Here is a 14,263-nt window from a genome sequence, read left to right as displayed (position 1 = left end):
AATGAATCCTACGGAAATCAAGGCTGTTCTAGCCCAATTCGGCGGCGGGGCCAATAAAGGTCTCGGCCAGCATTTTTTGATCGATAAAACCACGCTCGCCTCGATCGTCGAGGAGGCAGAAATCGAGCCAGGAGATCAGGTGCTTGAGATCGGCCCAGGACTCGGTGTACTGACAGGTGCCTTAATTGAGGTCGGTGCAGAGGTAAGGGCGATTGAACGCGACCGCCGCTTCATCGGCTATCTTGAAAACAAATGCCCGGCACACTTGAACATCACGCAAGGCGATGCCGAAAAACTCGATTGGGATGCTGTAGTCGGAGAAGGGGAGTGGAAATTTGTTTCCAACCTTCCGTACTCGATAACATCACTCGCGATCCGCAAAGCACTCTACGCAAAAAATCCGCCTAATAATTTAGTAGTATTAATCCAGCGTGAAGTCGCGGAGAGAATTGTTGCACGGAATAAAAAACAGTCGCTGCTCTCGCTGATGGTCGCGTATGCATCGCATGAAACGCGTCTTGTAAGACGTGTTGCGCAAGGAGCATTTTTTCCGCCACCTAAAGTCGAGTCAGCCGTCCTAAGAGTAAGTCCTATGTCCATTGAGGAGCGCGTGGCGATTTGGGGCATCGACCCTGAGTACATCATGGCTCTGGCCAAGAAAGGCTTTGCCCATCCTCGCAAACTCTTGGCTTCCAACCTGGGAATCAAGGGCAATCAGCTAGAGGAATTAGGCATTTCCGCCAAGATTCGCGCAGAGGACCTTTCCCCAGACCAATGGCGTGATCTAACTTTGGCCCTAAGCCAAGCGGAAAAATAAAGAGATTTCAAACCCTTGACAGCTACGGCGCATTTCTCTAAACTTCCCGCACATCTTGAGAACTCCGCGGATAACCTGTGGACTCTCCTGCGACGCTTTGACAATAGAAGAGTGATTGGAAAGATCTGGTCTATCCTTTGATCCCAACGTTCCGCCAGGGACGTTGTGGGTTTTAACTGAGAGTTTGATCCTGGCTCAGGATGAATGCTGGCGGCGTGCCTAAGGCATGCAAGTCGAACGAATCATTTACGGTAGCAATACTTTGAATGGTTAGTGGCAAACGGGTGCGTAACACATTGGTATCTGCCTCGTAGTCGGGCATAACGTTCCGAAAGGGACGCTAATTCCACGATGGTCTCGCAAGAGTAAAGTCGCAAGACGCTACGAGAGGAGCCTATGGCCTATCAGCTAGTTGGTGAGGTAATGGCTCACCAAGGCTATGACGGGTAGGGGGTGTGAGAGCACGACCCCCCTCACTGGGACTGAGACACTGCCCAGACACCTACGGGTGGCTGCAGTCTGGAATATTCGGCAATGGGCGAAAGCCTGACCGAGCGACGCCGCGTGCAGGAATAAGGGCTTCGGTCCGTAAACTGCTTTTGTCAGGGACGAATCATGACGGTACCTGAAGAATAAGAGGTTGCTAACTCTGTGCCAGCAGCAGCGGTAATACAGAGACCTCAAGCATTATCCGGATTTATTGGGCGTAAAGGGTCCGCAGGTGGCTTTTCACGTCGTTGGTTAAATGTTGGGGCTCAACTCTAACACCGCCAACGATACGGATCAGCTCGAGCATGGGAGAGGTACGCGGAATTACAGGTGTAGTAGTAAAATGCGTTAATATCTGTAAGAACACCAAATGCGAAGGCAGCGTACTGGAACATTGCTGACACTCAGGGACGAAAGCGTGGGGAGCGAAAGGGATTAGATACCCCTGTAGTCCACGCCCTAAACGATGGATGCTAGATTTCGGGAGTATCGACCCTCCCGGAGTCGGTTAAAATAGCTAACGCATTAAGCATCCCGCCTGGGGAGTACGGTCGCAAGACTAAAACTCAAAGGAATAGACGGGGACCCGCACAAGCAGAGGAGCATGTGGTTTAATTCGATGGTAAGCGAGGAACCTCACCTAGGTTTGACATACAGCTGCAAGCTGGTGGAAACATCGGCCGCCTTCGAGGGTGCTGTACAGGTGCTGCATGGTTGCCGTCAGCTCGTGTCGTGAGATGTACCGTTAAGTCGGGTAACGAGCGCAACCCCCATTTCGTGTTGCTTTTTCACGAGAGACTGCCTCGGATAACGGGGAGGAAGGTGGGGATGACGTCAAATCAGCATGGCTCTTACACCTAGGGCTACACACGTGCTACAATGGCCAGGACAATGGGTTGCCAAGCCGCAAGGCGGAGCTAATCCCACCAAACCTGGCCCCAGTTCGGATTGGGGGCTGCAATTCGCCCCCATGAAGCCGGATTTGCTAGTAAACGCCTATCAGCCACGGGGCGTTGAATACGTTCTCGGGTCTTGTACTCACCGCCCGTCAAGTCAAGAGAGTTGGATATGCCCGAAGGCCCCGATGAGGGGACGAAGGTAGAGTCAGCGATAGGGACGAAGTCGTAACAAGGCATCCGTAGCGGAAGCTGTGGATGGATCACCTCCTTTCTAGGGAGTTTTAAGTTCAGCCATGTGCTGACTTCAACAACCGAAGGTCGATTCTAAACTATTCGTGACATCCTCGAAGGTGTCATGAATAAGTAGATTCAATTACAGAGACCAGTATCCTCCAATCACTCTTCTATTGCCTAAGCCGCAGTAAGAAGCCGCCTCCGGGCGGTTTTTGCGTTGCATCGTCCGATTGACAAAAGCTTCAAGAAGTGGTAAACAAACACGTCCCGCAAACCTGGAGGTTCTAGAAATGGGAAAAGCGTACTTTCTGATCGTGGATGATGACGCGCTCGTAACCAGGAGCTACATGCGCATCGTCGGTAGATATTTCCTCGAGTGCGGCCGCAGCATCGAGACGATCGTCGTGCACAGTGGTCCGGAAGCCATCAAGAGCGTCGAGCTCATCTTGGCTATCGAGCCAGAGGCCGAGTGGGGATTGCTCACCGACTACGACATGCCCCTCATGACCGGCGCCGTGCTCATCGACAGGCTCGACGAGAGGCTCGGAACCAAGCTCATCTGGCGCCTCGTCCTCACCGGAGCGCTCGACGATGCTCGCAAGGCTGAGATCGAGGCCAAACAGGCCTTCGTCGACGAGAAGCCCGTCCACAAGAAGGACCTCGAGTCCTACCTCTACACCTTCATCACCAGCCTCGCCTAGAGGCTCCTGACACCCCGGCCCGAGTGCATTGGACCGGGGTTTGTCTTTTCCGTTGACGATATTGCAGCCGTTCGCTAATATCTCGGCACGTTGTTTTGCGCGCATAGCTCAGTTGGTTAGAGCGTCACATTGACATTGTGAAGGTCCGTAGTTCGAATCTACGTGCGCGCACCATGCTTGAACCCGCCCATAAGGCGGGTTTTTGCATGGGGAAGTTTGGAATGGTATAATACAGCCATAACTAAATCATCAAAATCAAAGTCCTTTCGCGTGTATGTCCGACGCTCCTGTTACCAAGCCCCGCCGCCGCTCTATGAAGGCCGCCGCCTCTCCGGCTCCTTGTGGACCCGGCTCTACCTGCAGTCATGAAGGCTGCTCTGGTCCGACCTGCCGCGTAAAATACGTTGGTCCGGTCTCGAGCCTCGGCGACCATCACGCATTCATCGCTTCCCGCGGCTCTACCCACATGTGGGCCGCTGCGCTCATCACCTCGCTTGCCCTTGTTGTGACGGGTGCCGTAGCGTTCCAGTCCGTGGAAGCGCAGCAAAGCGCTCAGGCAGAAGCCTTGTCCAGACAGAACGCCACCCGCGCTGACGTCGCCGAGCTCAAAGAGCTCATGCGCCGCATCGACGGCAAGCTCGACAAAGTACTTGGCTCCCAAGAATCTCCTTCCGCTGAAGCGATGATGAAAAAGATCATGCCAGTAGAAGGTTCCGCCATTCCGACCAACACACTTCCTAGCAACTAAAAACCTACAATCAAAAACCCCGCCATTAGGCGGGGTTTTTGATGGCTCCGAGACTTGGATTCGAACCAAGATACAATGCTCCAGAGGCATTAGTCCTACCGTTAGACGATCTCGGAACGGTGCCAAGATGATACGGAAAAGCGGTCGGGGAGTCAACCCAAGGGAGAGTGTTTGACATGGAAATATACTTAGTGTAATTTATACACATATGATAAATCTTTTCTCGATCGACACCACGCTCTTCACCTTCATGGGCTACCCGATGAGCTATCTGGAGTTCTTCGGAACCATCCTCAATATTTGGTCGGTCTATCTGACAGCCAAGCGCAAGGTGCTCAGCTGGCCAGTCGGCATCGTCGCCGTAATTCTCTTTTTCATCTTGTTCTATCAAATCCAGCTCTACTCAGACATGGTGGAACAAGCGTACTTCTTCGTTACTGGATTCTACGGCTGGTGGGCGTGGACGCAGGTAAAAGCAGGGGAGACGGGCAAGGGCTTAAAGGTGCTACGAGCTTCAACTCGCGAGAACGTAATCTATGTTGCGGCTATCGCGATTGGAACCTTGGTCCTCGGCTCATTGATGGCTCAGATCCATACGCTCCTCCCTTCGCTTTTCACAGTCCCAGCGGATTACCCATACCTCGATTCCTTCACAACCGTCATGAGCTTTGCAGCTACCATATTGATGGCTCAGAAAAAACTTGAATGCTGGTATCTCTGGATCCTCGTCGACATCATCGGCATCGGGCTCTATTACGTGAAAGATGTGAAGTTTATCGCCCTTGAATACGTTGTTTTCCTCGTTTTGGCTGTCTCGGGCCTTATCGCCTGGAAACGCGCCCTCGATCGTCACGCCAAAGCTCCTGAAGTCGCCTATCCTACCACCTAATATGGAAAAAATGATCCCGGGAAAAAAGCTTGGCTCCGGCCTCGTCTTTGGAAAATTCATGCCGTTGCATGACGGCCACATCCATCTCCTTCGTTTTGCACAGCAATCGTGCCAGCGTCTTACGATCCTCGTCTGCTCGCTCCCGACAGAGCCGATCCCGGGCGAGGTGCGCTTCCAATGGGTGAAAGAAATGTTTCCCGCGGCCAATGTCGTCCACCACTACATCGATATTCCGCAAGATCCTTCCGAGGACCCAAACTTTTGGTCGATTTGGAACGGCAGCATCAAGCGCCATTGCCCCGATGAAGAATTCGACGCCCTCTTTGGTTCCGAGGACTACGGCTGGAAGATGGCAGAAAAAATGGGAATCCAATATATCCCGGTAAACCGCTTGCGCGACCTGGTACCTGTTTCCGGAACCGCCGTACGCACCGATCCGATGGAGAACTGGAAATATATTCCTTCCGTTGTTCGGCCTTACTTTGTAAAACGTGTCTGTCTCGTTGGTCCGGAATCGGTCGGAAAATCAACCATGGCCAAACTCTTGGCAGAGAAATACGAAACGCCTTTTGTCGATGAATACGCCCGCCGTCTCCTCGATGAATATGTAGCAAATCGCGGATATAAACCAGGTGAAGTTCGTGAAGAAGACATCGCAACCATTGCCCGCGGGCAAATCGTTACGGAAGACGCGATGGCCCGCCGAGCCAACCGTCTCCTATTCTGCGACACCGATCTCATTACAACGGTTTACTGGTCCGATTTCTTCTTCGGTAAATGCCCTGACTGGATTGCGACAGAAGCCGAGCGCCGCAAATATGATCTCTACATCCTCTTATCGCCCGACACGCCTTGGGTCGATGATCATCAACGCGCGATGCCCGAGCAAGAAAAGCGCGAAGCGCATCATAAGTGGCTGGAAATGGAATTGATCCGCCGAGGCCGCCCATTCGTAAAAATTTCTGGCAACTGGCAGCAGCGATTTGATCAAGCCTGCAAAGCCGTCGATCGTCTCCTGCAAACAAAAACTCCCGCCTAGGCGGGAGTTTTTGTTATTTGATTAATGCATTGAGTTTGTTGCGTGTCGCCGCATCTGTTTGACCACTAGCTTCAATCCCATTTGCTCGCTGGAAGTTTTTGAGGGCAGCTTCCGTAGCTGGACCAAAGTTCCCGGTTGACCGCTGCTCGGGATAGATCGTGCTACCCAGAGCGATAAGAACGTATTGGAGATAGCGGATCTCTGTTGATGAGGGTGAAGCGGTTGAGAGATTTGTCGTGAAGGTGAAGCCGGATGGAATGGTGGTCGGACGCTTGAATGCTGAGGTACTCGGCTGGGAAGCGGCGGGGGAGTTGGTCGAGCAGACCGGTAAGCTCGTAAGAACCCCGCTCTCCGTATTTCCGATGATACGCAAACTATCGCTTGGATAGGTAACGGTTTTTGCTAGCGCAGAAGGCGTAAATTCACTCACCGTGACCGCTTCTGCTCCAAAAATGTAATCCGTGTAGAAGGCATCGGAGATATCATCGATCTGCTTGTTCCACGTGTCTCCAAGGAGTTGTTTAGCAAAGGCTTCGCTTGGAATCGCTCGGAGAATACCTCCCTTGGTTACGATGTAGACCTTGGAGTCAGTCGTAAATTTTACCAAGCGCATGCCAGGTCGATAGGGGACATTCTTGCCCAGTCCGATAGAGGCCATGGTCGAGGCGTTGACGACCTGCACGCCCCCAAAGTCGCAGTACCAAGAAAAATACGTTTTGCTATTTGAGAAGGCGTGACGAAGTCCATCAGCGCCCACGTAGTAGACGGCGCTGTCTTCTTGCGTCTTAGGGTTCTTGTCGTCTGGCAGCTTGATCAGTGTATGTACGGCAACTGGTAGTGTTTTGAGGCGCGCCTCGATTTGAGCGCGAATAGCAGTCGTATCGCCTGATGTCTGGAAGGTGGTGGTAATCGGGCCGCTATAACCTCCGCCTCCGCCTCCACCGCCGCTCGTCGAGCCGCTAGTAAAGGTATCTGCTGACACGGACGCATCTTGCTCGATCAGCAGGTCGTCAGATGTATAGGTAGCAATTCCGTAAGTACCAGCAGACCCTGCGCCTGATGGATTTTTCACGCCCGTGATCGTACAGGTTTGGGGTCCGGCAGGTTCAGCTGTGCCTCCGGAACGGGTGAGAATAACAGTTGTGCTGCTTACACTGGCTGTAATAGTGCCGTCCAAGCTTGAGCATGAGGCGCCTGAAACGGAGGACAATACAAAGCTTGCAGGATAGGTGACTTGAATGGTGCCGCTCGCTGGAATACCAAGCGCTTGAGTAAAGCTAATCGTGTTGTTAGTTGTTGCGTTAACAGCAAGGCTTGTCGGCTGAACGTTCGTGGAAGTAAGTGTCCCGGAAGAAGAGAAGCTGTCCGCGGAGATGGCGGTGTTCTCGTCGATGGTGATATCGCCAAAAGACTTGGTGCGCAATGAGTAAGTTCCAGCAGAACCGCTGATTAATGGGTTTCGGACATCTGGGATCAAGCAGGAGATGGAAGGGCTCTCCGTCGATGTGGTGCCGCCAACGCGTAGCGCTGTTATGGTCTGTCCCGAGACAGAATAGGTGAGTGTGCCAGTTAAGCCGCTACAAGAGATCGTGCTCGTTGCAACGGCGCCGATGTAGTAGCCGGCAGGGAATGATATATCAAATTTTCCATCTTGCGGAATACGGTTCGTTGCACTCAAGGTTAGGCTGGCTGTCCCCGTTGCACCAACAAGAAGTGTGTCAGGATCAATGTTGCCGAAACAAGGCTCGCCGGACTGACATCGGGAGCGGTGAGCGTGCCTGGAACAGTGATGGTATCTGCGGTAGCCGCAACCGTACCCATCACGACACCGCTTTTATCAAAGACGGTGATGGTATAAGTGCCGGTTGAACCTGCTGTAGTCGGATTCCTAATACCAAGCACGCGGCAAGTTCTCGCGGACGCACCAATAGTTGTTCCAGAGGCGTTTCGTGTGAGAATAAGTGTTTGGCCGCTTGTACTCATACTCAAGTCGCCATCAATTCCGGCGCAGGAGCTGCTCGCGGCTCCTGTAAGGTTAAAACCAGCGCCATACGTAATACGGATCACGGCTTCCTGCGGGATGTTTACGCTTGAAGTGAACTCGATATCGTGGTCATTGATCACGCTTTGTACAAGGCTGACAGGCTGAACATTGCCAGCGGTAAGCGCTACCGGAGCGATATAGGTATCGGCGGCTACGGGCGCCCAATCAATCGCTGTCATCGCTGCATTCGTCGTTGTTACATTGTAAAAACCGCTCGCGCCGGCCGTTTGTCGATTTCTGACATCGCGAATCAGACATTCCACAGAGCCGCCAGCAGTCGACGTTGTTCCGCCGGATCGTGTAAGAATAATTTGGTTTGTGCTCGTTGTCGTCGTAATCGATCCATCGAGGCCGGAACAAGTAGCGCTATTGGATGAGGTAGTGGAGAATCCGGCGTTATACGAGATGATGATTTTTCCGTCTGCTGGGATCGGGTTTACGGTCGTAAAAAGAACCGTATGTAACTGCGTTGAGCTCGTGACAAGATTTTCCGGTGCGATGTCCGTCGCGGTAAGCGTGCCCGGCGTGATCGTGTCCGCTGTTACCGCAAGATTGCTTGCAACAACATTATTATCCGTTGATTCATCGAGTACTTCGATTGAGTAAACGCCGGTTGAACCGCTTACCGTGGGATTCATGACGCCAGTGAGCGTACAGCTTTCGGCGCCAGCGGCTTCACCGGCTGTGATATTTGTCTGTATCGTGATGATATTGCCAGTAATGCTCGTGGTTTCCGTTCCGGCGATCGTTGTACAGTCGGCTGTTGATGTGGACTGAAGAGTGAAGCCGCTCGGGTAGGTGATACGAATTTTGGCGCCAATCGGCGTCGTTGTTACCGTTGTAAATGTGATGGTATTGAGGGTAACGGCGCCGGCGATAAGTGAGGCAGGGGCAACATTGGTGGTTGTAAGCGTTGTTGAAGCAAAAAAGGAATCGCCAAGAATGGTGGATGTAGAGTCGGTCGGATTACCTAAACCGTCTTGCGTCTCGATGGCGTACGCGCCAGCGTTCGTTGTGGGGTCTGCTGGCGCTTTAATACCGCGAACAAAGCACGATTCAGCGGCTCCAGGCTGCGAGGTCCCCGTCGCACTACGAGAAATCAAGACGTCTTGCCCGGATGTTGAAACTGAAAAAGCACCATCCATTGTGGAACAGTGAGGGCTATGAGCACCGGAAACATCAAAACCAGGGGGAAATGTGAGTTTAATCCGCCCATCGGCGCTCAGATTGTTAACGGTGGTGAAGTTTGCTGTGTAGCGGCTAACGGTATTCGCGACTTGATTTTCCGGAATAACGTTTGTAACGGAGATTGTTCCAGTCGCAACGATCGTGTCTGCGGTGACAGCGGTATCCTGGTCGAGCACGGTATCGGAGGAGTTTGTGATTTGGATGGTGTATAGCCCAGCACTCCCCGTTGATGAAGGATTGGAGATATTGCTGATTGTGCAGGTCTGCGCACCTACCGGTTCCAATGTTCCGCTCCCATCACGTGTAATGGTAACGGTTTGACCGGAAACAGATGTGAAGAATCCGCCGTTCATCGTTGAGCATGTTCCATTTGATGCCGAAGCAACGGAAAAGCCTGCTGGGAAGATGGTCTTTACCTTTCCGTCAGCCGGAAGAGATGCAGCAATCGTGAAGGTGAGTGTCACCGTCGTACGGTTGCTTTTTACAAGGTTTGCCGGCTGGACATTCGTCGCTGACATGGCCCAAGCGAGTAGTGGAAATGCTAGCCAAGAAACGAGGGAACCTAATACCAAGAGCAACCTTAAGAAGATCGATTTCATGCAGATAAAATAGCATGCCGAGCATAAAAATTCTATAAATTTTTCCCTGTGGATAGTTTAGCTATCCATTTGTGTGAAGCGTATCTTATAAAACCAATTACGAATGCGTGGTGCAAGTGATGTTTTTACGCAAAATAAGCGAAAATCCAAGAAACCTGTTTCACCCAAACGAATCAAGTTACCTCGATTGGCATACGTAAAGTTGATGGGTGGCAAATCCTGGCAAGCTCGAGCGGCATTTTCTGCCAAACACAGACCCATCGGCATAGCGGTCTGTGCATTCTTGGGGATAACGACATTCGTTTCCTTGTAATTCGCGGCATCACCGCCGGAAAAGACCATTGGTTCAATCGCTAAGTTTCTATCGATGGCATACCCAGCCCGATCCGCGATCACGGTCGGCTCAACAGGAACGAGATTCGCTTCAATGCCGGCACACCACAAGACAAGATTCGCTGGAATAACGGAGCCCTTGCTCGTTTTGACAACTTCACTGGTTACTTCCGACACGGGTTCACCGAGATACACGCGAAAACCCTTGGCGCCCAGCTCGCGCATCGATCCATCGACAATCGTATTTGGGAATCCGGGCAAGATTTGCGGAGCTCCCTGCACGAGACTAAAGGCGGAAGCCTTGGCTATTTCTGGCTTTCCGGCTTTTGCACAGGCTTGATCCACAAAGGATCGCAACGCAAACAGGCTTTCAACGCCGCTTGGACCCGCTCCTACAACAGCGATATTGAGAGCCGTTCCTTTGGCAACCAAATCCTCGATGCGCTGATGAATGACACTGACATCATCAGTCGTTTTAAGCGGCAATGAATGCTCTTTAGCGCCTGGAATATTATAGTAGGCCGTCTTTGCGCCAGGGCAATTAATCAGGCAATCATAACCGATGCTGCGCATCTCTTTCTCATCCTGGACATCGACCGTTTTTGCCTCTCGATCGATACGGTTCGCAACACCCTGAATAAAGGTAAAGCCATCGCGTTTTGAAATCGTTTCAAGGTCGATCGTGTATTCTTTGGCTGATTTTTCACCCGCTAATGCGTCGATAAGCCAAGGCGAGAATGTAAACTCGTGGCGCATGTCAATCAAGATGACCTTGAAATCGTTACCGCGTTTAGCGAGCAAGCCCGCGGCACGTAATCCAGCAAAACCGCCTCCGATAATGACAATACGTTTGGACATGGGGAGAGTATATCAGCTCTTATGTCATTCCCGTGAAAACGGGAATCCAGCTGAGCTAGATCGAATAAATGTTCTGATGAGCTGGACTGGATTCCAGCCTTCGCTGGAATGACAAGACTACTTTTTTGAGAAATACTCGTTGGCGCGCTGGAGACTCTCAAACGTTCCCGCATCCGTCCAGAATCCACGGACCGGCTTAGCGACGAGCTGTCGCTTCTGTAAATACGCATTGTTCACATCGACAATTTCAAGCTCGCCGCGTCCCGATGGTCGGAGATGGCGGATGATGTCAAAGACGCCGCTGTCATAGATGTAGAGGCCAGCCTGCGCGAAGTTCGTTTTAGGATTTTGTGGTTTTTCTTCGATCGAGATCACATGTCCGTATGCATCGATTTCAACCACGCCAAAACGGTGTGCATCAGGTACAGCTTTGTAGAAAGTAACCGCGCCGCTCTGGAATGAGCTGATCGGAGCCGAGAAATTATCTTCAAAGATATTGTCGCCAAGGATGACGGTCACATGGTCATCACCGACAAAGTCTTCAGCCAAGGCGAGTGCATGTGGAATGCCTCCAGCCTCATCTTGAACACGATACGTAAGTCGGCATCCAAGTTTGGAACCGCTTCCGAGCAAGTTCATGAAATGTCCTGCATGGTCAGGTCCGGTTACAATCAGGATCTCGCGAATCCCGGCATCAAGCAGCGTCTGAAGGGGATAGAGCACCATCTGCTTATCAGCAACGGGGAGCAGATGCTTGTTCGTAATATTTGTAAGCGGCGCGAGTCGCGTACCTTTTCCGCCTGCAAGAATAACGCCCTTCATCCGCTTCGTTGTTGATGGTGCATTGTTCCGATCCATATTCTGTTGAGGACTTGCGAGAAAACTCGGCACAGCCGGTCTCTCACTCGCGCGTTTCGTAGCCGCATACTTCATCATCGTATCGCGCAAAGCGATATCAATCGGACGCATCTCAATCCCGAGCGCCTTCAAGCGATCGCTCTGCATGATGTTGTTGGAACGTTTCTTTGTAGCCAATCCTTTCGCAACCAAATCTTGTTCCGTAATCCACTCGGTCTGGTGATTTGGGTCGACAAGTTCTCGGTACAAGCTCATCAAATCACGATGACGCATGATGCCCGGATTCACGGCGTGGAAAATACCCGTCGCTTTGCGCTGAATGAGCTGATAGCAAACATCGACCAAATCTTTGATAACGGTCACGCTATTTGTCACGTCGATCACTTGTTTGTACTTCGCGAGCTTGTCGATGAGATTGCGCTCACCCGGACGCTCATCGATCGGCATGCGCAAACGCACAATCGAAACATTTGGATACGTCATGAGCGGAAGCTCGGCTGCGTACTTGGCGCGAGAATACGTCGCGCTCGGATTGGCATGATCATCTTCCTTCCAGCCGCGTGGATCAGGGGAGTCGCCATAAAACACACAGCCGCTTGAAAGATGCAGCATGTAGATTCCGCGTTCCTGACACGCCTCCGCCAAAATCAACGCACCGATCACGTTGTCATGCATCGTCTCGACCTGATGCGTCTCGCACCAATCCACATTCGGCCGTCCCGTGCGACCAGCGGCATTCACGACGGCATCCGGCTTATGCTCGTCGATGGCTTTCAAAACAGCCGCCTTATCATCGATACGCGCATCCGTCCCTACGGCTTCCGGCCATGTCTCGAGCATGCGCCCGCCGATAAAGCCTTTTGATCCAAAAACAAGGATTTTCATACGATTTCAGCCTTTGTCTTACACCAAAAGCACCGACATTTCGAGCAGGTGTCAACGGTTGACAAAGCGATAAAAATAAGCTATTTTATCAAGTCCCTAATTTAGGGAAGAAAAGGAGAGTCGTGATGGATTTTGTGCAGATTCCGACGAATGTCACGGCCAAGGACATGGCAAAGCTCGCTGAGCGAGAGCTCAAGCTCACCAGTCCTGAGGACCTTACGAGACAGTGTGATTTCATGAGGGACGAGCCCGGGAAGCGATACGAGGCAATGACTTGGTCACCGGGTTGCTATGTGGACCAAGATGAGATCCAAGAGTACTTCCGTACCTTCGGCTTCCAGGGTAATACGGCGGCCTTCATCATGTGGCTGTTGCAAAAGCAGCCTTTGGGTGTTTGGGTTTCAATCCACCGCATGCACCCAACACTCGAGCTGCATGGCAGAGCCGCCAGAGAAGATACGTTTGTGGCCTACTACAGAAATATCGTGGTCAGACGTACATTGTTTTACGCTGGCATGAGTGATTTCGACGGTGGCTTCGTCGCCTTCCGCGAGATCAGTCCCCTGACCACAACTACAACGCCCGCATGGATAACTCCGTGCGGGCGTTCTGAATTTTATTTCACCAACGGCCTCCACCAATTCTCATTATTCTTGTACCACTCAACCGTCTCTTTCAAACCTTGTTCGAACGTCTTCTTCGGCACCCACCCCAATTCCTTCTTCGCTTTACTTGAATCAATCGCATACCGTCGATCATGTCCCTTTCGATCCTCCACATATTTGATCAACGACTCCGGTTTCCCCGTCAGCTCAAGAATCTGTTTCACCACATCAATATTGTGTCGTTCCGCATTTCCACCAAGACAATACGTCTCACCAACTTTTCCATTCGATAACACCGCCTCGATTCCAGCACAGTGATCTTCAACATGAATCCAGTCGCGAATGTTCATGCCATCGCCATAAACGGGGAGGGGAATATCACGCATCGCATTCACGATCATGAGCGGAATCAGTTTTTCTGGAAAATGATACGGGCCGTAATTGTTCGAACAGTTCGAGATCGTCACGGGCAATCCATGCGTATGGAAATACGACCGCACAATATGATCGCTCGCTGCCTTCGATGCGCTATACGGAGAACGCGGATCGTAAGGCGTGTCTTCGTGAAACTTTTCCGTCGAGTTGATATTCAATGTCCCAAAAACTTCATCGGTAGAAATATGATGGAAACGCTTGATCTGTTCGCCGCGTCGCCGAACTTCTTCGAGAAGCGTATGCGTTCCCAGTACATTTGTTTCCAAAAAGATGCGCGCACCATCAATCGATCGGTCAACATGCGACTCGGCGGCAAAATGCACCACCATCTCAACGCCATCCATCGCTCGCTCAACGGTCGCGACATCGCGTATATCGCCATGAATAAAGGTATGGCGGGTCCCATCGATCCCATCAAGATTCCGCGGATTACCTGCATAGGTAAGCGCATCCAAATTAGTGACCTTGTCTTCCGGATGATTCGCTAACCAATATCGAACAAAGTTCGAGCCGATAAATCCAGCGCCTCCCGTCACAAGCAAGTGCATATGTCCGCATTTTTCATCAAGATTGACGGCTTGTCCAAGCATGCTACGGTTATTGACGATTTATGGCCCAAATAAGCCAAAAAGATCTTGCGGT

General features: G+C 51.7%; 10 protein-coding genes, 2 tRNA genes and 1 rRNA gene. 7 read left to right on the top strand and 6 right to left on the bottom strand.

Annotated features, from left to right (window positions below; all coding sequences use genetic code 11):
- Position 1 precedes the first annotated feature (1 nt).
- The 5 genes from rsmA to IPH19_01850 all read left to right on the top strand — a co-directional run bounded on the left by rsmA (position 2) and on the right by IPH19_01850 (position 3,888).
- Positions 2 to 817 (top strand): ribosomal RNA small subunit methyltransferase A, encoded by an 816-nt coding sequence (rsmA, locus tag IPH19_01870; protein ID QQR61189.1) that lies wholly within the window; start codon positions 2 to 4, stop codon positions 815 to 817.
- A gap of 172 nt (positions 818 to 989) precedes the next feature.
- Positions 990 to 2,476 (top strand): 16S ribosomal RNA (locus tag IPH19_01865).
- Between the two features lie 193 nt (positions 2,477 to 2,669).
- Complete coding sequence (locus IPH19_01860) at positions 2,670 to 3,140, top strand: hypothetical protein (GenBank protein ID QQR61188.1); 471 nt, start codon at positions 2,670 to 2,672, stop codon at positions 3,138 to 3,140.
- 97 nt (positions 3,141 to 3,237) lie between these two features.
- Positions 3,238 to 3,314: transfer RNA gene (locus IPH19_01855), tRNA-Val, on the top strand.
- A 100-nt stretch (positions 3,315 to 3,414) separates the two neighbouring features.
- Entirely contained in the window at positions 3,415 to 3,888 is a 474-nt protein-coding gene (locus IPH19_01850) for a hypothetical protein (GenBank protein QQR61187.1), read from the top strand.
- Between the two features lie 42 nt (positions 3,889 to 3,930).
- Here the strand turns inward: IPH19_01850 and IPH19_01845 are convergent.
- Positions 3,931 to 4,004, bottom strand: a tRNA-Gln gene (locus IPH19_01845).
- Positions 4,005 to 4,096: 92 nt separating this feature from the next.
- Between IPH19_01845 and IPH19_01840 the strand changes: the two genes are divergently transcribed.
- A complete protein-coding gene (locus IPH19_01840; GenBank protein ID QQR61186.1) occupies positions 4,097 to 4,777 on the top strand; it encodes a nicotinamide mononucleotide transporter in 681 nt (226 codons plus the stop codon).
- A gap of 1 nt (position 4,778) precedes the next feature.
- Positions 4,779 to 5,816: an AAA family ATPase gene (locus IPH19_01835; GenBank protein ID QQR61185.1), complete on the top strand. Its 1,038-nt coding sequence runs from the start codon at positions 4,779 to 4,781 to the stop codon at positions 5,814 to 5,816.
- 13 nt (positions 5,817 to 5,829) lie between these two features.
- Here IPH19_01835 and IPH19_01830 read toward each other — a convergent pair whose 3' ends face one another.
- The 5 genes from IPH19_01830 to rfbB all read right to left on the bottom strand — a co-directional run bounded on the left by IPH19_01830 (position 5,830) and on the right by rfbB (position 14,169).
- Positions 5,830 to 7,494, bottom strand: a complete 1,665-nt coding sequence (locus tag IPH19_01830; protein QQR61184.1) for a peptidoglycan-binding protein — start codon at positions 7,492 to 7,494, stop codon at positions 5,830 to 5,832.
- A 2-nt stretch (positions 7,495 to 7,496) separates the two neighbouring features.
- Positions 7,497 to 9,647 carry a hypothetical protein gene (locus IPH19_01825; protein QQR61183.1) on the bottom strand — a complete coding sequence of 717 codons (2,151 nt, stop codon included), beginning with the start codon at positions 9,645 to 9,647 and terminating at the stop codon, positions 7,497 to 7,499.
- A 57-nt stretch (positions 9,648 to 9,704) separates the two neighbouring features.
- Positions 9,705 to 10,838, bottom strand: a complete 1,134-nt coding sequence (locus IPH19_01820; protein ID QQR61182.1) for an FAD-dependent oxidoreductase — start codon at positions 10,836 to 10,838, stop codon at positions 9,705 to 9,707.
- Positions 10,839 to 10,955: 117 nt separating this feature from the next.
- A complete protein-coding gene (locus IPH19_01815; GenBank protein QQR61181.1) occupies positions 10,956 to 12,581 on the bottom strand; it encodes a sugar nucleotide-binding protein in 1,626 nt (541 codons plus the stop codon).
- A gap of 616 nt (positions 12,582 to 13,197) precedes the next feature.
- Positions 13,198 to 14,169, bottom strand: coding sequence for a dTDP-glucose 4,6-dehydratase (gene rfbB, locus IPH19_01810; protein QQR61354.1), 972 nt, complete (start codon positions 14,167 to 14,169; stop codon positions 13,198 to 13,200).
- Positions 14,170 to 14,263: the final 94 nt, after the last annotated feature.

This window comes from Candidatus Uhrbacteria bacterium, assembly GCA_016699205.1.
Lineage (GTDB): Bacteria > Patescibacteriota > Patescibacteriia > 2-12-FULL-60-25 > 2-12-FULL-60-25 > CAIXDN01.
This window is presented reverse-complemented; position numbering and strand designations above follow the sequence as displayed.